Genomic DNA, 24,295 nt, shown 5'->3' on the forward strand with positions numbered 1-24,295 from the left:
GAACACTGGGGCGTTCTGCCGCAGGTTATTCGTCATAAGCCGCCAGTTTGCGGTTATCTAGGATCTCGATACGGCGACGCTGTACCGATATGGTCCCCGCATCGATCAGTCTGTGCAGAATGCGTGAGAAGGTTTCCGGCTGAATGCCCAGCTTCGATGCGATCAACCGTTTCGGTACGTCGAGCACCACGACGCCGCTGTCGTCCTGTTGTGATTGCGCGAGAAAACGCACCACCCGATGGCTGGCGTTTGCCAGCGTGAGTGTATCGATCTCGGTCATGCGCTGATGCAGGCGGATGCTCAGCGTGGCGAGAATGTCCAGGCAGATGTCCGGATGCTGTTCAAGAATGCGCCGATAGTGCGGGCCGTTGAGGCTCGCCACCAGGCTGGCCTTGAGTGCGGTGGCGCTTACCGGATAGCAGGGGGCACCCTTGAACAACAGGGCCTCAGCAAACGACTCGCCCGCACGCATTACCTCCACCAGTTTCTCCTGCCCGTCGCAAACCACGCGGTGCAGCTTGATCTGCCCGCTGAAGAGAAAATAAAAGCGATCGGCTTTGTCGCCCTGGTGAAACAGCGAGGCTCCCGCAGGCAGGCGTTTCAGGTTGGCTGAGGCGCACACCTCCTGTAACGCAGCCTCAGGCAGGCGGCTGAACAGATGATGGCGGCACAACTCAGCCACCAGAGTTTTTTCGGTGAGCATGTTTCCTCCCCCGGGCTGAACCGGGTTTTATCAGGCTGCATCGTAGGAGGCCGGTGTCGGAGGCTTCCTTGACCACGGACAAGTCTGCTCGCCACAGACTCAGGAGACCGTTCGGCAATGACTGGCGCATGCTTGACGACGGTCAATTCGGCAATGGCAATCCACCTCTAAAGTCACACCATATTGTGTTTATCTAAAAAAAATACACTACATATGGTTATGGAGGCGTTGATGCCCAGGCAGGCAGAGTTGGCAAAACCGGTTTCACTGCGTAAGCGTGATGGCCGACTGGCGGCGTTCGAAGTGGACAAGATAGAGCGCGCCATTGCGACGGCAGGAGCGGCGACCGGTGAGTTCGAAACGTCTGTAGCTCGGGCACTGGCCGAGGCTGTTCGCCTGCAGTTGGCCCATCGCTCAGCGGTCGAGGTCGAGCAGGTGCAGGATGGCGTCGAGCGCGCGCTGATGGCTGCGGGTTACTTCGATACCGCCCGTGCCTACATCGTCTATCGCGAACGTCATGCGCGGTTGCGCCGTGATCGCAAGGTGGTGGTCGATGTAGCGGCCTCGATGAATGAGTACCTCTCCCGCGAAGACTGGCGAGTGCGCGCCAACGCCAATCAGGGCTATTCGCTGGGCGGGCTGATCCTCAACGTGTCCGGCAAGGTCACGGCCAACTACTGGCTGGACGAGGTCTACAGCCCGGCAATTGGCACCGCGCATCGCGAGGGCGATTTGCATATCCATGATCTGGACATGCTTGCTGGCTACTGCGCCGGCTGGTCGCTGCGCACGCTGCTCAATGAAGGTTTCAACGGCATTCCTGGGCGGGTCGAGTCCGGCCCGCCCAAACACCTCTCCAGCGCTCTGGGGCAGATGGTCAATTTCCTTGGCACGCTGCAGAACGAGTGGGCCGGCGCCCAGGCTTTCAGTAGCTTCGATACCTACCTCGCGCCGTTCGTGCGCAAGGACAACCTTGGCTATGGCGAGATCCGCCAGGCCATCCAGGAATTCATCTACAACCTCAACGTGCCGTCGCGCTGGGGCACGCAGACACCGTTCACCAACCTGACCTTCGACTGGGTCTGCCCCGAAGACCTGCGTGAGCAGATCCCCTATATCGGCGGTGAGGAGATGCCTTTCGCCTACGGCGATCTGCAGGCCGAGATGGAGCTGATCAACCGCGCCTATATAGAAGTGATGCAGGCTGGCGACGGCCTTGGTCGGGTGTTCACCTTTCCAATTCCTACCTACAACATCACCCACGACTTTCCCTGGGACAGCGAGAACGCCGACCGCCTGTTCGAGATGACCGCACGCTACGGGTTGCCGTACTTCCAGAACTTCCTCAACTCGGACATGCAGCCCAACCAAGTTCGCTCGATGTGCTGCCGCCTGCAGCTGGACGTTCGCGAGCTGCTCAAGCGCGGCGGCGGATTGTTCGGTTCAGCCGAGCAGACCGGCTCGCTCGGCGTGGTGACGGTCAACTGCGCGCGGCTGGGGTATCTCTATCGCGGCGACAAGGGGGCCCTGCTGGAGCAGTTGGATGTGCTGCTGGACATGGCGCGGCAGAGCCTGGAGGTTAAACGCAAGGTCATCCAGCACCATATGGATGCCGGGCTCTACCCCTATACCAAGCGTTACCTCGGCACGCTGCGCAATCACTTCTCTACCATCGGGGTGAACGGCTTGCACGAGATGGTGCGCAACTTCACCGACGATACCGAAGGGTTGCAGACAGCTGCCGGACGGACACTGGCGATAGAGGTGCTCGACCACGTGCGTGCGCGGCTGGTGCAGTTTCAGGAAGACACTGGGCACCTCTACAACCTCGAGGCGACGCCGGCCGAAGGCACTACCTATCGCTTCGCCAAGGAAGACCGCAAGCGCTTCCCCGACATTCTCCAGGCGGGTTCGACCGAGGCGCCGTACTACACCAACTCTTCGCAATTGCCGGTGGGTTACACCGACGACCCCTTCGAGGCCCTGGAGCTGCAGGACGAGCTGCAGTGCAAATACACCGGCGGCACCGTGCTGCACCTGTACATGGCCGAGCAGATTTCCTCCGCCGAGGCGTGCAAGAAGCTGGTGCGCAACGCCCTGTCGCGCTACCGGCTGCCTTACCTGACGGTAACGCCGACCTTCTCGATCTGCCCGGTGCACGGTTATCTCGCCGGCGAGCACGAGTTCTGTCCGAAGTGCGATGAGGCACTGCTACGCAAGCAGCAGGCCGCCCCTGCATTGCCAGCCTGAGCTGCGACCCCATGTCCCGCCGTTCCTTCAGGTGCGGCGCTGCATACTCAACACCTAGTGAAAGGAGAGTCACCATGAACCAAACCAGCCAGCTGCCCCAGGACCAACGCCAACGTTGCGAAGTCTGGACCCGCGTGATGGGCTATCACCGCCCGGTTACCGCGTTCAATCCGGGCAAGCAGTCCGAGCACCGCGAGCGCCTGCATTTCACCGAAGCGGCGGCGCGGTGATACGAGTCGGGGGGCTGGTCCCCCTGACCACGCTGGATTTCCCCGATCATCTAGCCTGCGTGCTGTTCTGCCAGGGTTGCGGCTGGCGCTGTCGCTACTGCCACAACCCGCAGCTGATTCCCGCCTGTGGCAGTGAGGAAAAGCCCTGGTCGGAGATTCTTGCCTTCCTCGAACAGCGCGTCGGCCTGCTCGAGGCAGTGGTGTTCAGCGGTGGCGAGCCGACCCTGCAGACCGCGCTGCCCGAGGCGATCGCCCAGGTGCGGGCGTTGGGCTACAAGGTTGGCGCTGCACAGCGCCGGCATCAAGCCGAAGCTGTTCGCCAACATCCTGCCGCTGGTGGATTGGGTCGGTTTCGACATCAAGGCACTGCCCGAGCACAGCACGGTGATCACCGGTGTGGACGGTAGCGGCAAGGCCAACTGGAAGAGCCTCGAGCACTTGTTGGAAAGTGGCGTCGAGCATGAATGCCGGACCACCGTGCACTGGCAGCTGTTTGACGCCGATACGTTGTGGGACATGGCCCAGCGCCTGCGCCGACTAGGTGTCGAACGCTTCGCCGTGCAGTGCGTACGCACCGCGCGGATGCTCGACGAAAGCCTCGCCGATAGCCGCGCCCCCTACGACCAGCAGCGCTTGTGGGAGCGCATGGATCGGCTGTTTCCTTCATTCGTGTTGCGTGGCTAGCGAGGGTGGCGAGCACCTTTCCACGCGCTGCCTGCGCGCTAGGCTTGGCTCTGTAGGGTGGGCTTTAGCCCACCGTGCAGGGCGTTGAAGGGATTCTGGTGGGCTGAAGCCCACCCTGCGCCTGCCGGTGCTGCAGTCCCATCTGGAATGTGCTCTAGCCCAACATGTTCAGGCGACTCACCAGCCCCAGAACTGCAACCACCAGCCATAGCCCACCAGCGCGCAGCCGGCGTTGACGCAGGCGAACGCCAACAGTCGGCGCAGGCCGTTGCCGCCGTGACGACTGATCACGTTCCAGGCCAGGTACAGGCTCCAGAGCACCGCACCGATCAGCAGCGCGGCGCGTGCCGGCTGTGCCCAGGCCAGCAGGAAGCCTTCGTAGCGCAGCAGCTTCACCGTCGTGGCGGACAGGCCGAGGAACAACCCGGCGCCGCCCAGCGGCACCAGCGCCAGTGCCAGGTGCTGGAACACATTGTCGCCACGGCGCATTACGCGCACGGCGGCGCGTAGCAGTAGCCACAACGCGCCGCCGACGAGCAGCGAGGCGCCAAAGATATAGGTGAGGATCGCCGCGCCATCGAGCCAGGTGAAGGCATCGTTGGCCTGCGGGTAGTGGGTCAGCAGCCACCAGGGCGCATTGGCTTCCAGCGGCCAGAAGATGTCGCGATCCACCAGCCATTCCGCCGCCGCTTGCTTGAGGGCGATAAACCAGGGGCTGACCGTCCACTGGAAGGCGCCCATGGCCAGGCCGATCATGCCGAACAGCAGCAGGGTGCTGTCCCAGTGATCGCCTTGTTGCTGACCGCCGACGATGAGGATTTCCGAGTTCGGCGAGCGGGCGCTCAGTTGCACTGCGCCGCGCTGGCTGCTGCAGCGACCGCAGGCGTGGCAATCGGCGTTGCCCTGCATGCGCCGGATGTCGATCAGTGGCGCGCAGTTGGGCGTTGGCAGGTGCGGTTCGCGGTTCTCCAGCCAGCGCTGTTCGTCGACCTTGTAATGCACCGGTGCCAGCCGGGCGAGCAAGGCGAATACGCCGCTGACCGGGCAAAGATGGCGGCACCAGACGCGTTTACCGCGTCCGTAGAGAAAGCCCGCCAGCATCGCCGCGACGGTGGAGCCACCGAGGATCAGCAGCGCCGCCTGAGCATAGTCATAGACGCTGATCAGCTGGCCGTAGACGGTGGTGAGGATGAAGGCGATGGTCGGCCAGCCGCTCCAGCGGACCCAGCGAGGCGTGCGTTTGTTCAGCCCGCGCCAGCTGATCCATTCGCTGAGCGAGCCTTCGGGGCAGAGCACACCGCACCACAGGCGGCCGAAGAAGATCATCGACAGCAACACGAACGGCCACCACAGGCCCCAGAAGATGAACTGCGCCAGTACTGTCAGGTTGTCGAGCATGCCGGCCTGGGCTGGCGGCAGATCGAGAACGGCGGGGATCACCAGCAACGTCAGGTAGAAGCCCACCACCAGCCACTGCAGCGTGCGAATGGCCTTCGCATGCTGGCGCAACAGGTCACCGAGTCGCGCCAGCCACGGCGCCTGGGTGATCATGCCGGCCTCGCAGTGAGCTGCACCTGCGCCCGGGGTTTGAGCCAGGCCCATGCGGCAAGCCAATACAGTCCCAGAATCACCACGGCTGCCAGCGAGGGCATCGCGCGATAGCCAGTGAGGCCGGCGATGGTGCCGCCCAGGGTGCCGCCGTCATCCAGCAGCGCCGAGGTGTCCCAGAGCGGATCGCCGAACACGGTGTAGAGCACTTCCGGTACGTCCATGCCCATCAGCTGGCCGCTGAAACGGTCCAGCGCGGCCATCAGCAACGCGCCGCCGAGCAGCAGCAACATCACTTCGCTGACCTGGAAGAAGCGGCGCCAGCTGAAGTAGCGACTACCGGCCTGCAGGGCTGCATAACTGAGCAGGGCGAGCACGAAACCGAGCACGCCGCCGATGACGAAGCGGGTGAGGTCCGTACCCGCCTGCTGGTTACCGATGCCGTAGAGGAATACCACCGTCTCGCTGCCTTCGCGGCCGACGGCGAGCATGGCCAGCAAGAGCAGGCCGAAGCCGCTGCCCTGGCTGAGCTTCTCCGCGGCGCTGTTCTGCAGGCTGGTCTTTAGCGTGCGGCCATGCTGATGCATCCAGCCGACCATGTGCAGGATCAGCAGGCTGGCTACCAGCAGCATCGCGCACTGGAACCATTCGCCACCGCTGCCAGCCAGCCAGTCACCGGCCTGCAATACGCCCCAGCCCAGCGCAGCGGCCAGACCGAGACCGGCGGCGACACCGGCCCAGAGCATGCGCAACGCATTGCCTGCGCCTGGTTGCTGGCGCAGCCAGGCATGCAGGATGCCGATGACCAGCAGGGCCTCGACGCTTTCGCGCCAGACGATGAACATGGATTGGCCCATGGGACTCTCCTCAGAAAAGCAACTACTTGGCGATGATCTCGCCTTCGGGAAGATCCATATGGAATTCGTCGAAGAACGGATAGCGACCCGGCTTCAGCGGGTGGATCACGACGAACGAGGTCACGCCGGGCGACAGCACCTTCTCGACGCGCAGCGGCGTGCTTTCGAACTCCGTCGGCCCGCTGCCGGCGTTGTGCACGATGATCTTGAAGCGCTGACGGGCCGGCACCTCAATGGTCGCAGGCTCGAAGTGGCCGTCACGGATGGTCAGCTCGTACGTCGGCAGCGCTGCCTGAGCCGGGCCGGCAAGCCCGACGAGCAGCGGCAGCACGCCGAGCAGTAATTGCCCGGCGCGACGCATCAATAGCCTCCTTTCTTGCCGATGCCGGCGTAGGTGAACTCGTAGTTCAGCTCACAGCCTTCGAACCAGGGCGCGACCCCGGTTTCCTTGTCGGTGTGGCGGCCGAACATGTTGTGTCCGGAGCCTGGCGGCAGGATCTTGAACGTCAGCTGGTACTTGCCGGGGCCGAGCAGCTTGACGTTGTCGCCATAGTGCGGTCCGTCGTTGGCCACCATGGGGTGGAAGTCGCCCTCGACGACTTCGTCGGAGCCCTTCTTGCGTAGCGTGTAATGGATGCTCAGGTAAGGGACGAAGCTGCCTTCCTGCCAGCCGTTGCGGTTGTCTTCGGTGGCGCTTACATCGGCCTCCAGATGCACGTCCGACTCGGCGGCGGCGCGCATCATGCCCGGCGGGTCCATCTCGATCGGCTGCAGATACACCGCGCCGACCTCCATGCCGCCGCACTGCTGCGGTTCGCCAATCGGATATTCCTTCGCCTGGGCGAGTGGGGTGAGCAGCAAAGACGTGATGGCCAGAGCGGCGGGGATGCGCATTGGGGAGCCTCCGGAAAGCAGAAAAAAGGACGGAGCTAAGATTGCACTTGCGCCTCCGAATGATAATGATTCGCGTCAATTTCCCAAGAAATATTTTGTTACCGGTGAGTGTATGCAAGCCTGTATGGCGCTACAGCCGGCTGGTCGCGGGCGCTGGCGCCGAACTGCGACCAGTCGTCACAGCGATCGTCGCTGCCGATGCGTGAGGGGCGTCAAAGCGAACCTGCGGCGAGCGAATCCTCTAACATGGTGCACCTTTTGTATCCGGGGACTTCATGCAACCGCCCGTATCACTCGACGCGCGTACCGCACGCATCCTGCCGTGGCTGGTCGCCATCGCGTTCTTCATGCAGACGCTCGACGGCACCATTCTCAATACCGCGCTGCCGGCAATGGCGCGCGATCTGGCGGAGAATCCACTGCGCATGCAGGGGGTGGTGATCGCGTACATGCTCACGGTGGCGCTGCTGATTCCGGCGTCCGGCTGGATCGCCGATCGCTTCGGCAGCCGGCGTATCTTCGTTACCGCCATCATGCTGTTCTCGGTGGGCTCGTTGTTCTGTGCGCTGTCCACCACGTTCAACCAGCTGGTGGCCTCCCGCGTGCTGCAGGCGCTGGGTGGGGCGCTGATGCTGCCGGTGGGGCGGTTGGTGGTGTTACGCGCGTTTCCGCGCAGTGAGTTCGTGCGGATCATGGCGTTCATCGCACTGCCCGGGCTGGTCGGGCCGTTGCTTGGGCCGACCTTGGGCGGCTGGCTGGTGGAATATGCCTCCTGGCACTGGATCTTCCTGATCAATCTGCCGGTGGGGGTGGTCGGCTGTATAGCCGCGCTGCGCTTCATGCCTGATCTAAAGGGCGCCGAGCGGGTGCGCTTCGATACGCTGGGCTTCGTGCTGTTCGGCGCAGCGATGGTGCTGGTCACCATCGCCCTGGAGGGGCTCGGCCATATGCACATGTCACACGCCCGCGTGATGCTGCTGCTGTTCGCTGGCGCGGCGTGCATGGCGGCTTACTGGTTACGCGCGGGGCGCATCGACGCGCCGCTGTTCAGTCCCAAGCTGTTCCATACGCGCAGCTTTGCCGTTGGTATCTTCGGCAACCTGTTCGCCCGCCTGGGTGGTGGTGCGCTGCCGTTCCTGCTGCCGCTGCTGCTGCAGGTGGCGCTGGGCTATTCGCCGGCGCAGGCCGGAATGAGCATGATTCCGCTGGCCTTGGGTGCGATGGCGGTCAAATTCCTGGCCAAGCCGATCATCGACCGCCTCGGTTATCGCCGTCTGCTGATCGGCAACACCCTTCTGCTTGGCTGCCTGATCGCCAGCCTGGCGACCATCGATACGCAGACGCCGACCTGGCTGCTGCTGGTGCACCTTGGGCTGATTGGCATGGTCAACTCCATGCAGTTCACCGCGATGAACACCGTTACCCTGGTCGGCCTCAGCCATGCCGATGCCAGCAGCGGCAACAGCCTGTTGTCGGTGGTGGTGCAGTTGTCGATGAGCCTTGGTGTCGCCACTGCCGGAGCCCTGCTCGGTGGCTTCACCGTGGATGACGCCCAAGGCAGCGAAGTGCTGCATGCATTCCAGCTGACCTTCCTCTGCGTCGGGGGCATGGCAATGTTGGCCGCCGCGCTGTTCCTGCAACTGGAGCATCGCGACCCTGGCCATGACGATGTGCGGCGACCGGTGGACGTCGGCGAGTAATCCTCTGACGGCCTGTAAGAAATCACGACAGGTCGTTGCAATGGCGCTGCGTCATGCTGGCACATCGCTGGGCGGCGTGCGTGGTACGTGGCCATCCTTTGCGATCTGATGGCGGCAATGACCTGCTGCAATTCTTTACCTGTGCAAGTAAACATTATCGACCTGTCGCCATAAGCTACATATCGTTAGGTCTCTGGAAGCGGCACTGCGCCGCAATCAAAGGAGCGAAACGATGAGTGCAATGAGCCTCGCCTGGCTGTTGATCGGCACCTCGCTGTGCAGCGTGATGGTGCTACTGGTATTGCTCTGGTTGCTATGGATGGGGCGGCAAAGCCAGTGCCGTGAGCTGACGGTATTGCGCGAGCTGTTGGATGGCCTCGGCCAGGTGATCGTGCGCCTGGAGCAGGACAAGGCTGAACTGACTTCGGGGCTACGGGCGGAAAAAGCCCATGTCGCCCAGCTACGCCGTCAGCTGGAACTGTTGCGCAGTTAATTGTTTGTTGTTTAAACAAACATATTTCTTCGAATGTGCCTGATTCACCGTTATGATCCCGACCTATTGTTTATAAAAACTACAAATAGGAGGTTTCATGCATCCCGTAGTCGTCGACGTCACCCAGCGCCTGATCGAGCGCAGTCGCCCGACGCGCGAGGCCTATCTCGCCATGATTCGTGGTGCTGCCAGCGCTGGCCCGGCACGCAACGGTGCGCAATGCGCGAACTTCGCCCACGGTGTTGCTGGCTGCGGCACGCAGGACAAGCAGCGCCTGCGCCTGCCGGATGCGGCCAATATCGCCATCGTCACCGCCTACAACGACATGCTCTCGGCGCATCAGCCTTACGAGGACTACCCCGAGCGCCTGCGCCAGGCGCTGCGCGATATCGGCTCGGTGGGGCAGGTGGCGGGCGGCGTGCCGGCGATGTGTGACGGTGTCACCCAGGGCGAGCCAGGTATGGAGCTGGCCATTGCCAGTCGCGAGGTGATCGCCATGAGCACTGCGGTGGCGCTGTCGCACAACCTGTTCGATGGGGCGCTGCTGCTCGGCATCTGTGACAAGATCGTTCCCGGATTGCTGATCGGTGCGCTGCGTTTCGGGCATCTGCCCGCTGTGTTCGTACCGGCTGGTCCGATGCCATCCGGCCTGGCCAACAAGGACAAGGCGGCGGTGCGCCAGCGCTACGCCGAAGGCAAGGCCGGGCGCGACGAGCTGCTGGCGGCGGAAATGCAGGCCTATCACAGCCCTGGCACCTGTACGTTTTACGGCACCGCCAACACCAATCAGATGCTGATGGAAGTGATGGGCCTGCATCTGCCTGGCTCGTCCTTCGTCAACCCGGGCACGCCATTGCGCGATGCGCTGACCGCCGAGGCCGCGCGCCAGGTTACCCGGCTGACGCCACAGGGCGGCAGCTTCACGCCGCTCGGTGAGCTGGTCGACGAGCGCGTGCTGGTCAACGCCATCGTCGCGCTGCATGCCACCGGCGGTTCGACCAACCACACCCTGCACATGCCGGCCATCGCCCAGGCGGCGGGCATCCAGCTGACTTGGCAGGACATGGCCGACCTTTCCGCCGTGGTGCCGACGCTGGCCCGCGTCTATCCCAATGGCTCGGCGGACATCAATCACTTCCATGCCGCTGGCGGTGTCGCACTGCTGGTACGCGAGCTGCTCGACGCCGGCCTGCTGCACGAGGATGTGCATACCGTCATGGGGCGCGGCCTCACTCGCTACACCCAGGAGCCCTTCCTCGAAGAAGGCCGGCTGACCTGGCGTGAAGGGGCTGCGGCGAGCCTGGACGAAAGCATCCTGCGGCCGGTGGTGCGGCCGTTCTCGGCAGAAGGCGGGCTGCGGGTGATGAGCGGCAATCTCGGGCGTGGCGTGATGAAGGTGTCCGCCGTGGCGCCCGAGCACCGCGTCGTGGAGGCGCCGGCGCGGGTCTTTGCCGATCAGCTGGAGCTGGTCGAGGCATTCAAGGCGGGCGAGCTGGAGCGCGATGTCGTTGCTGTAGTGCGCTTCCAGGGGCCGCGTGCCAACGGCATGCCTGAGTTGCACAAGCTGACACCCTATCTCGGTCTGTTGCAGGACCGCGGCTTCAAGGTCGCGCTGGTCACTGACGGGCGTATGTCCGGTGCGTCGGGCAAGGTGCCGGCGGCGATCCATGTGTGTCCCGAGGCAATCGATGGCGGACCGCTGGCGCGCGTGCGTGATGGCGATCTGCTGCGGGTCGACGGGCAGAGCGGCGTGCTCGAGGTGCTGGTCGATGCCGCCGAGCTGGCCGACCGATCGCCGGCTGCTGTGCCGGCTGCGAGCGTGCAGGGCTGTGGGCGCGAGCTGTTCGGCTTCATGCGCTCGGCGTTCAGTTCCGCCGAGCAGGGCGCCAGCGTGTTCACGACCGGGCTGGAGGCGCTGCGATGACACTGGCGCTGGTCGGAGATATCGGCGGGACCAATGCGCGCTTCGCATTATGGCGCGACTCGCGGCTGGAGTCCGTGCGGGTGCTGGCGACGGCGGATTTCGTCACGCCCGAAACGGCGGTTGAGTATTACCTGGCATCCCTGGGCCTGGCGCCGGGCAGCGTCGAGGCGGCCTGTCTGGCCTGCGCCGGGCCGGTCAAGGGCGAGCAGTTCACCTTTACCAACAATCACTGGCGGTTGACGCGCCGCGACTTCTGCGGCGCTCTGCAGTTGAACGAGCTGCTGCTTATCAATGACTTCGCTGCAATGGCGCTGGGCATGACGCGGGTAGGCGAAGCGGGGCGGCGCATGATCTGTGCTGGCGAGGCCGAGCTGGATGCGCCGGCGCTGGTCATCGGGCCGGGCACCGGGCTTGGCGTCGCCGCGTTGCTGCCCTTGGGTGGCGGTAATTGGCGCGCGCTGCCGGGGGAGGGCGGGCATGTCGACCTGCCCGTGGCGGATGCGCACGAGGCGGCGCTGTGGCAGATGCTGTTCGCCCAGCTTGGCCACGTGCGTGCCGAAGACGTGCTTAGTGGTGGCGGCCTGTTGCTGCTCTATCGTGCGGTCTGCGGCTTGGCCGGTTTGACGCCGCGACTGGCATCGCCGGCTGAAGTCACGGCGGCCGCGCTCGCTGGTGATCATGTCGCGGTGGCGACCCTGGAGCAGTTCTGCGTCTGGCTCGGGCGGGTCGCCGGCAACAACGTGCTCACGCTCGGCGCGCGGGGTGGGGTTTATATCGTCGGTGGTGTCGTGCCGCGTTTCGCAGATTTTTTCGCGGCCAGTGGTTTCGCCCGAGGCTTCGCCAGCAAGGGTTCCATGAGCAGCTATCTCGGCGATGTACCGGTGTGGCTGGTCACCGCTGACTATCCGGGGCTGGAGGGCGCCGGGGTGGCGCTGGAGCAGGCGCTGGCGCAGGCGCGCTGATCTGGCGGTATTGGGCGTGGTGATGGCGGGATGTTGTTATAGCAACATCCCGTGCCTTGTGCGGACTTGGTTGCTTTAGCCCGGCTCTTCATCCGCCGGGTAGCGGCTGGCATTGAGGCTTTCCTTCACCTTGCGCAGATGCGGCTGGAAATCCACTCCGCGGCGTAGGGTCATGCCGGTGGCGAGCACGTCGAGTACGGTGAGCTGGATGATGCGAGAGGTCATCGGCATGTAGATGTCGGTGTCCTCGGGCAGCGGAATGTTCAGGCTCAGCGTGCTGGCCTGCGCCAGTGGCGAGCCGGCGGCAGTCAGGCCGAGTACCGAGGCGCCGTTCTGCCGCGCGATACGTGCCACCTCCACCAGTTCGCGGGTGCGCCCGGTGTAGGAAATGATCACGAACAGCTCGCCGGTATGCGCCACCGAGGCCAGCATGCGCTGCATCAGCACGTCCGAATGCGCGGTCACTGCCAGGTTGAAGCGGAAGAATTTGTGCTGCGCATCCAGTGCCACCGAGGCTGAGGCGCCGAGGCCGAAGAAGTGGATCTGCCGGGCCTGGATCATCAAGTCCACGGCGCGGCTGACCAGCTGCGGGTCGAGGCTCTGGCAGGCGCTGTCCAGCGAGGCGATGGCCGAGCCGAATATCTTGCGCGTGTATTCCGCTGGGCCGTCGTCGGGTTCCACCGCCTGGCTGACGTAGGCGGCGCCGCTGGCCAGGCTCTGCGCCAGCTGCATCTTCAGTTCCGGATAACCGCTGACGCCGAACGAGCGACAGAAACGATTCACTGTCGGCTCGCTGACCTGCGCGGTCTGCGCCAGGGTGGCGATGCTGAAGCGGGTGGCCTGCTGCGGGTTGCGCAGGATCACCTCGGCGACCTTGCGCTCGGCCTTGTTGAGGTCTTCGATGCGGCGCTGGATCTGCTCGAGCAGGTTGTGTACGCGGTCCATGTCGGTCCTGATGCGGCTTGCCAAAGGGGTTGCCTATCCTACTGAGGGCGCTGCGGAGCGGCCACAGGTATCTAAATTTGCGGTAAATGTTGTTTTTATTACTACATTGAACTTGAATAACCAGGCATCGCCGTGTATTCATAGTGCAGTTTTAGTAGAAGAACAAACATCATGACGCCACTATCTGTCGAACCCTGCACCCTGGCGCTGTTCGGCGCCCTCGGTGATCTGGCCCTGCGCAAGCTGTTTCCCGCGCTCTATCAGCTCGATCGCGCCGGCCTGCTGCCAACCGAAACGCGCCTGCTCGCACTGGCTCGCGAGAGCGGCGAGCCGGCAAGTCATCTGGCGATGATCGAAGAGCATCTGCGCCGCCACGTCGGCGAACGCGACCTCGATGAAGCCGTGCTGCAGCGCTTCATGGCGCGCCTGGACTACCTGAGCATGGATTTCCGCCGCGCCGAGGATTTCGCCGCGCTGGCGGACAAGGCCGGCAACGCGGAAAGCATCGTCGCTTTCTTCGCTACCCCGGCTTCCGTCTACGGCGCGATCTGCGCCGGGCTGGCCGAGGCGGGCCTGGCCGAGCGCACCCGCGTGGTGCTGGAAAAGCCCATCGGCCATGATCTGGAGTCGTCCCGCGAAGTGAACGACGCGGTGGCGCGCTTCTTCCCGGAAGACCGCACTTACCGCATCGATCATTACCTGGGCAAGGACACGGTGCAGAACCTGATCGCCCTGCGCTTCGCCAACAGCCTGTTCGAAACGCAGTGGAACCAGAATCACATCTCCCACGTGGAGATCACCGTTGCCGAAACAGTCGGCATCGAAGGTCGCTGGGGCTACTTCGACCAGGCAGGCCAGCTGCGCGACATGATCCAGAACCACCTGCTGCAGCTGCTCTGCCTGATCGCCATGGACCCGCCCAGCGACCTTTCGGCCGACAGCATCCGCGACGAGAAGGTCAAGGTGCTCAAGGCGCTGGCGCCGATTGCGCCGGAGCATCTTGGCCAGCAGCTGGTGCGCGGCCAGTACGTCGCCGGCAGCATCCTCGGCCGTCACGTACCGGGCTATCTGGAGGAAGAAAACTCCAACACCCAGAGCGACACCGAAACCTTCGTCGCGCTGAGGGCGGAAATCTGCAACTGGCGCTGGGCCGGCGTGCCGTTCTACCTGCGTACCGGCAAGCGCATGCCGCAGAAGCTCTCGCAGATCGTCATCCACTTCAAGGCACCGCCGCACTACATCTTCGCCCCTGAGCAGCGCCAGCTGATCGGCAACAAGCTGATCATCCGTCTGCAGCCGCAGGAGGGCATCTCGCTCTTGGTGATGACCAAGGACCAGGGCCTGGACAAGGGTATGCAACTGCGTAGTGGCCCGCTGCAGCTGAACTTCTCGGAAACCTACAAGAGCCCGCGCATCCCCGACGCCTACGAGCGTCTGCTGCTCGAAGTGATGAAGGGCAACCAGAACCTCTTCGTGCGCAAGGACGAAATCGAATACGCCTGGAAGTGGTGCGACCAGCTGATCGACGGCTGGCAGCGCGTCGGCGCCCCACCCAAACCTTACGCAGCAGGCAGCTGGGGACCGGCTGCCTCGATTGCCCTGATCAGCCGTGATGGCAGGAGTTGGTATGACGATCTCTAATCTCGATCTGCCCGTGCAGACCCTCGGTTTCAGCCTCGGCAACGCCGACCAGCTGGCCGGCGAACTGGCGCTGACCGTGAGCAACGCTCTGCGCGGTGCGATCGCCGAGCGCGGTGCGGCGACGCTGGTGGTTTCCGGCGGCCGCAGCCCGATCGCCTTCTTCGAGCGCCTGGCGCAGCAGGAACTGGATTGGGCCAAGGTCACCGTCAGCCTCGCCGACGAGCGCTGGGTGCCGGTCAGCCATCCCGACAGCAACGAAGGCCTGCTGCGTCGCCACCTGCTGCAGGGGCCGGCCGCTGCGGCGCGCCTGGTCGGCCTGTACCAGAGCGCGGCGAGCCTGGAGCAGGCCGCCGAACGCTCAGATGCCGCATTGGCTGAACTGCCGCCGATCGACGTATTGGTGCTGGGCATGGGCGAAGACGGCCACACAGCCTCGCTGTTCCCGGACAGTCCGAATCTGGAGCAGGCGCTCGACCTGCGTGGCACGCGGCGTTGCCTGCCGATGCAGGCGCCGACTGTGCCGCGCCAGCGCCTGAGCATGACCCTGGCGTTGCTGGCCAGCGCCCGTCTGACGCTGCTCGCTCTGCACGGCCCGGGCAAGCTGGCCACGCTCAATCAGGCCCTGGCTGGCGAGCCCTACGAAGCGATGCCGATTCGCGCCTTCCTCGCCCGTCCCCTCGAAATCTACTGGTGCCCCTGAGGCCGCAAGGAATTATCCATGACATCTATCCAAACCAGCGCCGACGCCATGAACGACAAGATCGCCTTGATCGACAAGTGGTGCAGCGCTGCGCGCATCCTGCCGGTGATCACCATCGAGCGTGAGGCGGACATTCTGCCGCTGGCCGATGCTCTGGCCGCCGGTGGCCTGCGCGTGCTCGAAATCACCCTGCGTTCGGCGCTGGGCCTGGGCGCCATTCGCCTGCTGCGCGAGCAGCGCCCGGAGCTGATCGTCGGCGCCGGCACCGTGCTCGACGCCAACATGCTCGAGCAGGCCGAGGCCGCCGGTGCACAGTTCATCGTCTCGCCCGGCAGCACGCCGGCGTTGCTCGAAGCCGCGTTGCAGGGGCCGCTGCCGCTGCTGCCAGGCGTGGCCAGCGCTTCGGAAATCATGCTCGGCTACGCCATGGGCTATCGCCGCTTCAAGCTGTTCCCCGCCGAGATCTGTGGCGGCGTGGCAGCGCTCAAGGCGCTGGGCGGTCCGTTCGGTGACATCCGCTTCTGCCCGACCGGCGGCGTCAATGCGCGCAATGCGCGGGACTACCTGGCCCTGACCAATGTGATGTGTGTCGGCGGTACCTGGATGGTCGATGCCAAGGCCGTGCGTGCCGGCGACTGGGCCGCCATCGAAAGCGCCACACGCCAGGCCCTGCAGGCGCTGGACAGCGCGCCGGCAGCCGAACTGCCGCGCGACTTCGACCTGCGCGCCGAGCGTGCCGAGCAGCGCGAGCTGTAATCGTCCCATCCCCTCGCGGCGGGCGAAGGTCCGCCGCATCTTCCCCATCTTCTCGCTACCTGGAGGTTGCATGAGCAACGCGCGCCCGCTTTCCGAGCTTTTCCCCCGTCTGGATGAGATTCCCGAGGCCTATCGTCCGGATGCACCGGTTACGCAGCGCGATTATCTGGTCGATGGCGAGCTGATGAACTGGGACGGTCCTTTGGCCGAGGTACGCAGCCCGGTGTTCCTGCGCGAGGCGGACGGCAGCGAGCGCCAGGTAGTCCTTGGCAGTACGCCGCTGCTGGATGCCGACGCCGCGCTACGCGCATTGGACGCCGCCGTTGCCGCTTACGATAACGGCCGCGGCGCCTGGCCGACCATGCGCGTGGCTGAGCGCATCGCCCATGTGGAGGCCTTCCTGGCGCGCATGCGCGAGCAGCGCGAGGCGGTGGTCAAGCTGCTGATGTGGGAGATCGGCAAGAACCTCAAGGATTCCGAAAAGGAATTCGACCGCACCTGCGACTACATCGTCGACACCATCCACGCACTGAAGGAGCTGGACCGTAGCTCCAGCCGCTTCGAACTGGAGCAGGGTACGTTGGGGCAGATCCGCCGCGTGCCGATGGGCGTGGCGCTGTGCATGGGGCCGTACAACTACCCGCTGAACGAAACCTTCACCACGCTGATCCCGGCGCTGATCATGGGCAATACGGTGGTGTTCAAACCGGCCAAGTTCGGTGTGCTGCTGGTACATCCGCTGCTCGAAGCCTTCCGCGACAGCTTCCCGGCCGGCGTCATCAACGTCATCTACGGCCGTGGTCGCGAGACGGTCAGCGCGCTGATGGCCAGCGGCAAGATCGACGTGTTTGCCTTTATCGGCACGCACAAGGGCGCCGCCGATCTGAAGAAACTGCACCCGCGTCCGCACCGCCTGCGCGCCGCGCTGGGGCTGGATGCGAAGAACCCGGGCATCGTTCTGCCGGATGTCGATCTGGACAATGCCGTGGAAGAGGCCGTGACTGGTGCGCTGTCGTTCAATGGCCAGCGTTGCACGGCATTGAAGATCCTCTTCGTGCATGAGGCGGTGCTCGATGGCTTTCTCGAACGCTTCGCCGCTCGCGTCAACGCGCTCAAGCCGGGCATGCCCTGGGAGCCCGGCGTCGCGCTGACGCCGCTGCCCGAGCCGGGCAAGACCGATTATCTGCATGCGGTGCTCGAAGACGCCGTGGCCAAGGGCGCGCGAGTAGTCAATGCCGGCGGCGGCGAGTCGCACCAAACCTTCTTTCATCCGGCGGTGCTGAGCCCGGTTGATTCGTCCATGCGTGTCTATCACGAAGAGCAGTTCGGCCCGCTGGTGCCGGTAGTGCCGTACCGCGACCTGCAGGAAGTGATCGACTATGTGACCGCCTCCGACTACGGCCAGCAGCTGTCGATCTTCGGCAACGACCCGGCGCAGGTCGGCGAGCTGGTGGATGCCTTCGTCAATCAGGTCGGACGCATCAACATCAATGCCCAGTGCCAGCGCGGGCCGGATAGCTATCCGTTCAACGGCCGCAAGAATTCGGCCGAGGGCACGCTGTCGGTACACGATGCGCTGCGGGTGTTCTCCATCCGCACCCTGGTGGCGACCCGCTTCAACGAGGCCAACAAGCAGCTGGTTGACAGCATCATCCGGGAGCGTCGCTCGGGCTTCCTGACCACCGACTACATCTTCTGACGGAGCCTTGCCATGGCCTCGCCCGTGCTCGCCCAGCCGCTGTTGCTGGGCATGATGCGCCTGCTGGAATACCCCGAGCTGGGTGAACCCCAGGCACTGCTGGCGTTCATCGAACGCTGCGTCGAGCGCGGGCTGAACGGTTTCGACCATGCCGATATCTATGCTGGCGGGCGCTGCGAGGCGCACTTCGGCGCGGCCCTGCGTCAGGCACCGGGGCTGCGCCAGCGGGTGCAGATCATCGGCAAGGCCGATATCGTACCGGCGGAACAGGATTGTTCGCGCTGGCGGGTCAAGCACTACGACTCCAGTGCCCGCTATCTGCGAGAGGCGGTCGACAGCAGCCTGACGCGGCTGGGTGTCGAGCGGCTCGACGGCTTTCTGCTGCATCGCCCGGACCCGCTGCTGCAGGTCGACGAGGTGGCCGAGACGCTGAATGGCCTGATCGCCAGCGGCAAGGTTGGTTGGGTCGGGCTGTCGAATGCCGAGGTGTTGCATTGCCAGGCATTGGCGCAACGCGTGCCGCTGTGCTGCAACCAGATCGAACTCTCGCTGCAGGCCCAGCAAGGGGTATGGGACGGCGGTTTGCATGCCTTGCAGGCCGCGGGCCTGCAAGTGCTGGCCTGGTCGCCCGTGGGCGGTGGACGCTTCGGTGAGCGCTTGTGCCGCGCACTCGATGAAGTCGCCGCCGATCTGGGCGCCACGGCCAATCAGGTGGCGCTGGCCTGGCTGCGGCAGCTACCTGGTCGTCCGTTGCCGATCCTCGGCAGCCTGCGCTGGGAGCGGATCGAGGAGGCGCTGCTGGGCGCCGAACTGGAGCTGGACCGTCCCGCCTGGTTCTACCTGAGCGAAGCGGCCCGCGGGCATGAGGTGGCGTAGGCAGGGGCTCATCTGTCCGCCATCCAAGGTGGAAAATGCTTCGCAGTTTTCCACCCTACGCGAGGTTTGTAGGGTGGATGACGCTTCCTCCATCCACCGCGGGCATCTGCGATGGTTCGGCATATCCCCGATTAGGAACGCTATCGATCAATGGGCGCTGTGCGTGGTCCAAATTGGTGCGCTCCTGTGCTAGGGTCGCGTCTGCCGCGGGACGACCTGTCGGCTTGTCGAATCGTGCGGGGACGACCCTGCAGTTTGATGGAGTCCTCGTCATGCATTCGGCCTGGATCATGCTGACTATCGCCGGTCTTCTGGAAGTGGGTTGGGCCATTGGCCTCAAGGCTTCCGAAGGCTTCACCCGCCCGCTGCCCAGTGCCCTCACCATAGTGGCCATGGCGGGGAGCTTCTTCCTTCTTGCCCGCGCCATGCAGGTCCTTCCGGTGGGTACTGCCTATGCCATTTGGGTCGGCATCGGCGCGCTGGGCACCGTGGCATTGGGCATCCTTATCTTTGGCGAAAGCGCCTCGACTGCGCGGCTGCTGAGTGTCGTGCTGCTGCTGGCGGGGTTGGTGGGGTTGAAGCTTACGGCCTGACGCGCAGCGCCGTGTCCTGACGTGCGCGCAAGGCGGTTTGCGCACTCGACCTTCCTGCAATTGGTGGGCAGAAGCCCACTCTACGGTGCCAGCAGACGTCGTAGGGTGGATGACGCTTTATCCATCCACCGCTTCGATGGCGCAGATGTTCGACTTGTCTCGTTCGTACCGGGCCGGCTGGGGAGTCGGTGCTCCTGCATCTGGTGGGCAGAAGCCCACCCTACGGTGGTAGCAGGCGGGTGCGCGCACTTGCCGGTTTTGTTCAGCGTATCTCGATGCGCTCCAGCAGGTACTTCTTCGCTCCGCTATCACCCACTCGCGTGGCTTCGTCGGCCAGGCGCAGGGCGCGTTCGAGGTCCTTCTGCGCCAGCGCGGCATCAATTGCCTGGCGGTAGTAGGCCGAGGTTTCCGGCAGTACCGCCGGAGCCGGCGCGCGCGGCAGTTCGCCGCCCATTTCCTGGCCGATGCTGTAGCCGGGCACGTAGCCCTTGGCCGGGGCATTGGCGTCACGGTCGGGGATCATCACCAGCCTGATCACGCCCACCGGCGAGTGCCGCGCCACTGGGTCGGGAATGCTCGGCGGCTCGTTGCCTGCCGCCTTGGCATAGGCTTTGGCCGGGTGCTGCAAAACGGTCTGTCCGGCCATCTGTGCGTCGCTGGTGTAGAGAATCAGGTAGCGCTCGTTGCCCGGGTGCTCGGGCTGCGAGCGGTCGATGCGGATGCGTGCATCGAGGCTGTCGCCCTTGAGACCGGTCGGCGGCACGTAGGTGAAATCGTCCGCATCCAGCAGTCGGGTCGGGCGCATGCGACTGTCGAGCAGCATGGCGTTGGGCGCCAGTACGCTGCTGCCGGCCTGGCTGTAGAGGCGGATCTCGAATGATGGGCCGCTGGCCGGCAGGGTGAAGGCGCGCAAGAAGCTCTTGCCGGTCTCGAAAGTGTAGGCCGGCGCCTGGGTGTCGATCAGTACGTCGCCAGCGAAACCGGGTTTCAGCGTTTCGAACGGCAACTGGTCAATACCACTGCAGCAGGTTGGCGCGGCAGCCAGCGCGTCACGGGCCTGCTCGACAGGACGTTCCAACGGTTTCGGACTGGTCGTGAGAGCGTCGACCCGGCGCAGCGGCTCGCTGCTGCAACCGACGAGTGCCAGGGCCAATAGCCCGGCGGTATAGAAGAACAAGCGATGCATGGTGGTTCTCCGAACAAAAAATGCCCCGACCTGCCAGCGTCGGGGCAAAAGCACCGTCTGGACGGTGGGAGCGGAAAGGGAGCCGTCGCGGTCAGCCACAACGGCGTTCAATCGGTTCGGCTTACCACCAGGCCTCGGCCTGCACGCCGAAGGTGATGCCGTCGTCATCGCCAGCGTCGATGGACTCGCTGGCAGCCTGGTAACGTCCGCCGTCCCATTTGGCGTAGGTGGCGAACACGCGGATCTGCGGGCGCGCCCAGAAGCTGTTGCCCGCCGACCACTGCTGGGCGAGGGTGAGCTTCTTCAGGTCGCGACTGCGTTCGCCGTCGGCCTGCGGATCGACGCGGTCATAGCCGAACTCCAGCGCGGTGCTCATCACGTCGCTCCACTTGTACACCGGGCGTACACCGAAGCTGGCCCAGGTCTGACCGGAGTCGTTGTCGAAATCGCGGTCCTCGTAGATCTGCACGTACATCATCTCGATGTTGTCGGTCAGGCCGACCACGCCCTGGTTGACCAGGCGGAACATCTTGCCGTCGCTGTTACCGGTGTTGTTGCGCCCGCTGCTGCCGATGATGCCGTCGGTGCCGTACTGCAGGGCGAGCTTGTTGTAGCCGCCGAACCAGTTGCTCTGGGTGTGCTCGAGGGTGACCAGATGGCCTTTCTGGTCCTGGTAGCCGGGGTCGCGCTCCTGCTCGTCGGTGAGGTTGGCCTTGCCGTAGTCGTAGCCGATCTCCAGCTTGCCGCCCGGGTTGACGTCGATCTCGGCGAGGCGGAAGTCGAGGGTGTCGTTGGCCAGGTTGGTGCCGGTGCCCGAGCCCTGGTAGACCCAGTCGCCGTCGGTGTTGCGAATCCACGCCACGCTGGCCTTGGCGAAGCCCAGGTCGATGTCCTCGATACCGGCGCCGGGGCCCGAGACGTCCCAGTAGTAATAGTCGTTGATGTGCACGTCGTGGCGCTTGTAGTAGCGCTTGCCGGCCCAGATCGCCGCGCCTGGCAGGCTCGGGATGAGGTTCTTGCCGACCACGTTGAACTGACGGATGGAGGTGGTACCGGCCTCGTCGAAGGGGTTGTTCTCGCCGCCGTTGGTATCGGTGCCAGTGGCTTCCCAATCGTTACCCTGGTCGGAGCGGTAGGCGATCATGCTGTCGACGTAGAAGCTGCGGTTGCCTTCGCTCCAGACTTCCTTACCGAGGCCGATCTCGGCGTAGGTTTCGCATTCGTTGCCCAGACGATATTTCGCCGGTGCACCGGCGGCCTGGAAGCAGGCCTGGTCGCCGCCGCCGGCAGTGGCACCGACGCCCGAGCGCAGGTAGCCATGGAAGTCGACCGCCAGGGCCGGGCCGCTGACCAGCAGCGCGGCGAGGATACAGGCGGGTTTAAGGGCAAAGCTAGGGTGCGCGGTGTGCTTCATGACGAGGTCCTTGTTTTTCTTGTTAATGCCGAATCGATCACGCCGTAGCTGCCTGCCATGGGCGGCGCAGCTGGGTGGCGAAAGCCTCGGGGATAGGGCCAGGGGCAGCATCCTCCCGGAAGAAGAATTCGCTGGCGCAGAGCGAGGGCGTACCAGGGATGAGAACGGCGTAATCCCCAGGGCGGGGATGAGGTGGGAGGGGCGCAGATGATTGCCAGGGGCCTTCCGCCTGGCCACTACGCCGCCGGGAGATGTGTGGGGGAGGTTGGTGGCGGGGCCATGCAGGGGCAGCCTGCGGGAGCCGGTCGATGATCCGCCCGGCGTTCATCCTCATTCGGCGGCCCCGCCGTCGGATACCCGAACAAGCACAAGAACCGGAGTATTGCGATGAGCCACATCCTGCGTGCCGCCTTATTGGCGGCGATCCTGCTGCCGCTACCGCTACAGTCCATGGCCGATCAGGCCGGCAAGAGCCCCAACGCCGTGCGCTACCACGGCGGCGACGAAATCATCCTCCAGGGCTTTCACTGGAACGTCGTCCGCGAGGCACCGAACGACTGGTACAACATCCTCCGTCAGCAGGCCTCGACCATCGCCGCCGACGGCTTCTCGTCAATCTGGATGCCGGTGCCCTGGCGTGACTTCTCCAGCTGGAGCGAAGGCGGCAAATCTGGCGGCGGCGAAGGCTACTTCTGGCACGACTTCAACAAGAACGGCCGCTATGGCAGCGATGCCCAGTTGCGCCAGGCCGCCGGCGCGCTCGGCGGTGCCGGTGTCAAGGTGCTTTATGACGTGGTGCCCAACCACATGAACCGTGGTTACCCGAACAAGGAAATCAACCTGCCGGCTGGTCAGGGCTTCTGGCGCAATGACTGCGCCGACCCGGGCAACTATCCCAACGACTGCGACGACGGCGATCGTTTCGTCGGCGGCGACGCGGACCTGAACACCAGCCATCCGCAGGTCTACGGCATGTTCCGCGACGAGTTCGCCAATCTGCGCAGCCAGTACGGCGCCGGCGGCTTTCGCTTCGACTTCGTCCGCGGTTTTGCGCCGGAGCGGGTCAATAGCTGGATGACCGACAGTGCCGACAACAGCTTCTGCGTTGGCGAGCTGTGGAAGGCACCGGGCGAATATCCAAGCTGGGACTGGCGGAACACGGCCAGCTGGCAGCAGATCATCAAGGACTGGTCCGATCGGGCCAAGTGCCCGGTGTTCGACTTCGCGCTCAAGGAGCGCATGCAGAACGGCTCGATCGCCGACTGGAAGAACGGCCTGAACGGCAACCCCGACCCGCGCTGGCGCGAGGTGGCGGTGACCTTTGTCGACAACCACGACACCGGCTACTCGCCCGGGCAGAACGGAGGTCAGCATCACTGGGCACTGCAGGACGGGCTGATCCGCCAGGCCTACGCCTACATCCTTACCAGCCCCGGCACGCCGGTGGTGTACTGGTCGCACATGTACGACTGGGGTTACGGCGACTTTATCCGCCAGCTGATTCAGGTACGTCGCGCCGCCGGTGTGCGTGCCGATTCGGCGATCAGTTTCCACAGCGGCTACAGCGGCCTCGTCGCCACCGTCAGCGGCACCCAGCAGACCCTGGTGGTCGCGCTCAATTCCAACCTGGGCAATCCCGGCCAGGTCGCCAGCGGCAGCTTCAGCGAGGCGGTCAACGCCAGCAATGGCCAGGTACGCGTCTGGCGCACCGGCACGGGTAGCGGCGGCGGTGAGCCCGGCGCGCTGGTCAAAGTGAATGTCCGCTGCGACAACGGCGTGACGCAGCCCGGCGACAGCGTCTACGCGGCTGGCAATGTCAGCCAGCTCGGCAACTGGAGCCCGGCATCCGCCGTGCGCCTGACCGATACCAGCGGCTACCCGACCTGGAAGGGCAGCATCTCCCTGCCGGCCGGCCAGAACGTGGAATGGAAATGCCTGATCCGCAATGAGGCCACCGCAACGCTGGTGCGGCAGTGGCAGGGCGGGGCGAACAACCGCCTGACGCCCAGCGAAGGCACCAGTACGGTCGGGCGCTTCTAGCCCGAAGAAGCACGAGCACCTGTGGCCCGCCTCGCCTATGTGAGGCGGGTTTTTTTGTTGGCGGCACCGTTGTGTTGGGTTCGGCCGTGGTTCCTAGTAGCCGCTTGGCTGTTGCTAGGATCGTTGCGGTGGGCTGAAGCCCACCCTACGGCGGCGGGGCCAGCTGCGGATTTTGAGCGAGACAGCGCAGGTGCTGCTGG

Annotated in this window: 21 protein-coding genes and 1 pseudogene; 14 read left to right on the forward strand and 8 right to left on the reverse strand. The window is 64.6% G+C overall.

Going from position 1 to position 24,295, the window contains the following annotated elements:
* Window positions 1-25: 25 nt before the first annotated feature.
* Window positions 26-703 (reverse strand): Crp/Fnr family transcriptional regulator, encoded by a 678-nt coding sequence (locus CXK91_RS12455; protein ID WP_003279703.1) that lies wholly within the window; start codon window positions 701-703, stop codon window positions 26-28.
* A 231-nt stretch (window positions 704-934) separates the two neighbouring features.
* Between CXK91_RS12455 and CXK91_RS12460 the strand changes: the two genes are divergently transcribed.
* The 3 genes and pseudogenes from CXK91_RS12460 to CXK91_RS12470 all read left to right on the forward strand — a co-directional run bounded on the left by CXK91_RS12460 (window position 935) and on the right by CXK91_RS12470 (window position 3,867).
* A complete protein-coding gene (locus tag CXK91_RS12460; RefSeq protein WP_103456383.1) occupies window positions 935-2,953 on the forward strand; it encodes a ribonucleoside triphosphate reductase in 2,019 nt (672 codons plus the stop codon).
* A 74-nt stretch (window positions 2,954-3,027) separates the two neighbouring features.
* Window positions 3,028-3,183 carry an anaerobic ribonucleoside-triphosphate reductase gene (gene nrdD, locus CXK91_RS12465; RefSeq protein WP_103456385.1) on the forward strand — a complete coding sequence of 52 codons (156 nt, stop codon included), beginning with the start codon at window positions 3,028-3,030 and terminating at the stop codon, window positions 3,181-3,183.
* Window positions 3,180-3,867, forward strand: a pseudogene (locus CXK91_RS12470) (anaerobic ribonucleoside-triphosphate reductase activating protein). Before nrdD ends, CXK91_RS12470 begins: the two are co-directional and overlap by 4 nt.
* Window positions 3,868-4,044: 177 nt before the next feature.
* Here the strand turns inward: CXK91_RS12470 and CXK91_RS12475 are convergent.
* The 4 genes from CXK91_RS12475 to CXK91_RS12490 are packed head-to-tail and all read right to left on the reverse strand — an operon-like array spanning window position 4,045 to window position 7,166.
* Window positions 4,045-5,418: a 4Fe-4S binding protein gene (locus tag CXK91_RS12475; protein ID WP_103456387.1), complete on the reverse strand. Its 1,374-nt coding sequence runs from the start codon at window positions 5,416-5,418 to the stop codon at window positions 4,045-4,047.
* Entirely contained in the window at window positions 5,415-6,272 is an 858-nt protein-coding gene (locus CXK91_RS12480) for an FTR1 family iron permease (RefSeq protein WP_103456388.1), read from the reverse strand. The genes CXK91_RS12475 and CXK91_RS12480 overlap by 4 nt, the downstream gene beginning before the upstream one ends.
* A gap of 22 nt (window positions 6,273-6,294) precedes the next feature.
* Window positions 6,295-6,633: a cupredoxin domain-containing protein gene (locus tag CXK91_RS12485; RefSeq protein WP_003279714.1), complete on the reverse strand. Its 339-nt coding sequence runs from the start codon at window positions 6,631-6,633 to the stop codon at window positions 6,295-6,297.
* The gene (locus tag CXK91_RS12490; RefSeq protein WP_103456389.1) at window positions 6,633-7,166 is read right to left on the reverse strand and encodes an iron transporter; all 534 of its coding nucleotides are present in this window, start codon (window positions 7,164-7,166) and stop codon (window positions 6,633-6,635) included. Before CXK91_RS12490 ends, CXK91_RS12485 begins: the two co-directional genes overlap by 1 nt.
* 275 nt (window positions 7,167-7,441) lie before the next feature.
* Between CXK91_RS12490 and mdtD the strand changes: the two genes are divergently transcribed.
* From mdtD to CXK91_RS12510, 4 genes are all read left to right on the forward strand, one after another.
* Window positions 7,442-8,866 (forward strand): multidrug transporter subunit MdtD, encoded by a 1,425-nt coding sequence (mdtD, locus tag CXK91_RS12495; RefSeq protein WP_103456391.1) that lies wholly within the window; start codon window positions 7,442-7,444, stop codon window positions 8,864-8,866.
* 232 nt (window positions 8,867-9,098) lie between these two features.
* On the forward strand, window positions 9,099-9,359 hold the full coding sequence (locus tag CXK91_RS12500) for a hypothetical protein (protein WP_103456392.1): 261 nt from the start codon (window positions 9,099-9,101) through the stop codon (window positions 9,357-9,359).
* Between the two features lie 97 nt (window positions 9,360-9,456).
* A complete protein-coding gene (edd, locus tag CXK91_RS12505) occupies window positions 9,457-11,283 on the forward strand; it encodes a phosphogluconate dehydratase (RefSeq protein ID WP_103456394.1) in 1,827 nt (608 codons plus the stop codon).
* Window positions 11,280-12,245 (forward strand): glucokinase, encoded by a 966-nt coding sequence (locus CXK91_RS12510; protein ID WP_103456396.1) that lies wholly within the window; start codon window positions 11,280-11,282, stop codon window positions 12,243-12,245. The genes edd and CXK91_RS12510 overlap by 4 nt, the downstream gene beginning before the upstream one ends.
* A 75-nt stretch (window positions 12,246-12,320) precedes the next feature.
* Here CXK91_RS12510 and CXK91_RS12515 read toward each other — a convergent pair whose 3' ends face one another.
* On the reverse strand, window positions 12,321-13,190 hold the full coding sequence (locus tag CXK91_RS12515) for a MurR/RpiR family transcriptional regulator (protein WP_101274836.1): 870 nt from the start codon (window positions 13,188-13,190) through the stop codon (window positions 12,321-12,323).
* Window positions 13,191-13,361: 171 nt separating this feature from the next.
* Here CXK91_RS12515 and zwf point away from each other — a divergent pair, with 171 nt between their 5' ends.
* The 6 genes from zwf to sugE all read left to right on the forward strand — a co-directional run bounded on the left by zwf (window position 13,362) and on the right by sugE (window position 19,455).
* Window positions 13,362-14,831: a glucose-6-phosphate dehydrogenase gene (zwf, locus tag CXK91_RS12520; protein ID WP_023446747.1), complete on the forward strand. Its 1,470-nt coding sequence runs from the start codon at window positions 13,362-13,364 to the stop codon at window positions 14,829-14,831.
* Window positions 14,818-15,531, forward strand: coding sequence for a 6-phosphogluconolactonase (gene pgl / locus CXK91_RS12525; protein WP_103456398.1), 714 nt, complete (start codon window positions 14,818-14,820; stop codon window positions 15,529-15,531). Before zwf ends, pgl begins: the two co-directional genes overlap by 14 nt.
* An 18-nt stretch (window positions 15,532-15,549) precedes the next feature.
* Complete coding sequence (locus CXK91_RS12530; protein ID WP_103456400.1) at window positions 15,550-16,287, forward strand: bifunctional 4-hydroxy-2-oxoglutarate aldolase/2-dehydro-3-deoxy-phosphogluconate aldolase; 738 nt, start codon at window positions 15,550-15,552, stop codon at window positions 16,285-16,287.
* 70 nt (window positions 16,288-16,357) lie between these two features.
* The gene (locus CXK91_RS12535; RefSeq protein ID WP_103456402.1) at window positions 16,358-17,986 is read left to right on the forward strand and encodes an NADP-dependent glyceraldehyde-3-phosphate dehydrogenase; all 1,629 of its coding nucleotides are present in this window, start codon (window positions 16,358-16,360) and stop codon (window positions 17,984-17,986) included.
* A 12-nt stretch (window positions 17,987-17,998) separates the two neighbouring features.
* Window positions 17,999-18,862, forward strand: a complete 864-nt coding sequence (locus CXK91_RS12540; RefSeq protein WP_103456404.1) for an aldo/keto reductase — start codon at window positions 17,999-18,001, stop codon at window positions 18,860-18,862.
* Between the two features lie 272 nt (window positions 18,863-19,134).
* Window positions 19,135-19,455 (forward strand): quaternary ammonium compound efflux SMR transporter SugE, encoded by a 321-nt coding sequence (gene sugE / locus CXK91_RS12545; RefSeq protein ID WP_103456406.1) that lies wholly within the window; start codon window positions 19,135-19,137, stop codon window positions 19,453-19,455.
* A gap of 262 nt (window positions 19,456-19,717) precedes the next feature.
* Here the strand turns inward: sugE and CXK91_RS12550 are convergent, their stop codons facing one another.
* Both CXK91_RS12550 and CXK91_RS12555 read right to left on the reverse strand, forming a co-directional pair.
* Window positions 19,718-20,641 (reverse strand): MalM family protein, encoded by a 924-nt coding sequence (locus CXK91_RS12550; protein WP_103456408.1) that lies wholly within the window; start codon window positions 20,639-20,641, stop codon window positions 19,718-19,720.
* Window positions 20,642-20,762: 121 nt separating this feature from the next.
* Window positions 20,763-22,055 (reverse strand): maltoporin, encoded by a 1,293-nt coding sequence (locus CXK91_RS12555; protein ID WP_103456409.1) that lies wholly within the window; start codon window positions 22,053-22,055, stop codon window positions 20,763-20,765.
* 387 nt (window positions 22,056-22,442) lie between these two features.
* On the opposite strand from CXK91_RS12555, the gene CXK91_RS12565 reads away from it, so the two are divergent.
* On the forward strand, window positions 22,443-24,095 hold the full coding sequence (locus CXK91_RS12565; protein ID WP_103456411.1) for a glucan 1,4-alpha-maltotetraohydrolase domain-containing protein: 1,653 nt from the start codon (window positions 22,443-22,445) through the stop codon (window positions 24,093-24,095).
* Window positions 24,096-24,295 lie beyond the last annotated feature (200 nt).

This window comes from Stutzerimonas stutzeri (assembly GCF_002909485.1).
GTDB classification, from domain to species: domain Bacteria; phylum Pseudomonadota; class Gammaproteobacteria; order Pseudomonadales; family Pseudomonadaceae; genus Stutzerimonas; species Stutzerimonas stutzeri_AH.

Excerpts from the sequence above, each read along its gene's own strand:
- CXK91_RS12455 (WP_003279703.1), bottom strand. The coding sequence starts at position 703 with ATGCTCACCGAAAAAACTCTGGTGGCTGAGTTGTGCCGCCATCATCTG.
- CXK91_RS12460 (WP_103456383.1), top strand. The coding sequence starts at position 935 with ATGCCCAGGCAGGCAGAGTTGGCAAAACCGGTTTCACTGCGTAAGCGT.
- nrdD (WP_103456385.1), top strand. The coding sequence starts at position 3,028 with ATGAACCAAACCAGCCAGCTGCCCCAGGACCAACGCCAACGTTGCGAA.
- CXK91_RS12475 (WP_103456387.1), bottom strand. The coding sequence starts at position 5,418 with ATGATCACCCAGGCGCCGTGGCTGGCGCGACTCGGTGACCTGTTGCGC.
- CXK91_RS12480 (WP_103456388.1), bottom strand. The coding sequence starts at position 6,272 with ATGGGCCAATCCATGTTCATCGTCTGGCGCGAAAGCGTCGAGGCCCTG.
- CXK91_RS12485 (WP_003279714.1), bottom strand. The coding sequence starts at position 6,633 with ATGCGTCGCGCCGGGCAATTACTGCTCGGCGTGCTGCCGCTGCTCGTC.
- CXK91_RS12490 (WP_103456389.1), bottom strand. The coding sequence starts at position 7,166 with ATGCGCATCCCCGCCGCTCTGGCCATCACGTCTTTGCTGCTCACCCCA.
- mdtD (WP_103456391.1), top strand. The coding sequence starts at position 7,442 with ATGCAACCGCCCGTATCACTCGACGCGCGTACCGCACGCATCCTGCCG.
- CXK91_RS12500 (WP_103456392.1), top strand. The coding sequence starts at position 9,099 with ATGAGTGCAATGAGCCTCGCCTGGCTGTTGATCGGCACCTCGCTGTGC.
- edd (WP_103456394.1), top strand. The coding sequence starts at position 9,457 with ATGCATCCCGTAGTCGTCGACGTCACCCAGCGCCTGATCGAGCGCAGT.
- CXK91_RS12510 (WP_103456396.1), top strand. The coding sequence starts at position 11,280 with ATGACACTGGCGCTGGTCGGAGATATCGGCGGGACCAATGCGCGCTTC.
- CXK91_RS12515 (WP_101274836.1), bottom strand. The coding sequence starts at position 13,190 with ATGGACCGCGTACACAACCTGCTCGAGCAGATCCAGCGCCGCATCGAA.
- zwf (WP_023446747.1), top strand. The coding sequence starts at position 13,362 with ATGACGCCACTATCTGTCGAACCCTGCACCCTGGCGCTGTTCGGCGCC.
- pgl (WP_103456398.1), top strand. The coding sequence starts at position 14,818 with ATGACGATCTCTAATCTCGATCTGCCCGTGCAGACCCTCGGTTTCAGC.
- CXK91_RS12530 (WP_103456400.1), top strand. The coding sequence starts at position 15,550 with ATGACATCTATCCAAACCAGCGCCGACGCCATGAACGACAAGATCGCC.
- CXK91_RS12535 (WP_103456402.1), top strand. The coding sequence starts at position 16,358 with ATGAGCAACGCGCGCCCGCTTTCCGAGCTTTTCCCCCGTCTGGATGAG.
- CXK91_RS12540 (WP_103456404.1), top strand. The coding sequence starts at position 17,999 with ATGGCCTCGCCCGTGCTCGCCCAGCCGCTGTTGCTGGGCATGATGCGC.
- sugE (WP_103456406.1), top strand. The coding sequence starts at position 19,135 with ATGCATTCGGCCTGGATCATGCTGACTATCGCCGGTCTTCTGGAAGTG.
- CXK91_RS12550 (WP_103456408.1), bottom strand. The coding sequence starts at position 20,641 with ATGCATCGCTTGTTCTTCTATACCGCCGGGCTATTGGCCCTGGCACTC.
- CXK91_RS12555 (WP_103456409.1), bottom strand. The coding sequence starts at position 22,055 with ATGAAGCACACCGCGCACCCTAGCTTTGCCCTTAAACCCGCCTGTATC.
- CXK91_RS12565 (WP_103456411.1), top strand. The coding sequence starts at position 22,443 with ATGAGCCACATCCTGCGTGCCGCCTTATTGGCGGCGATCCTGCTGCCG.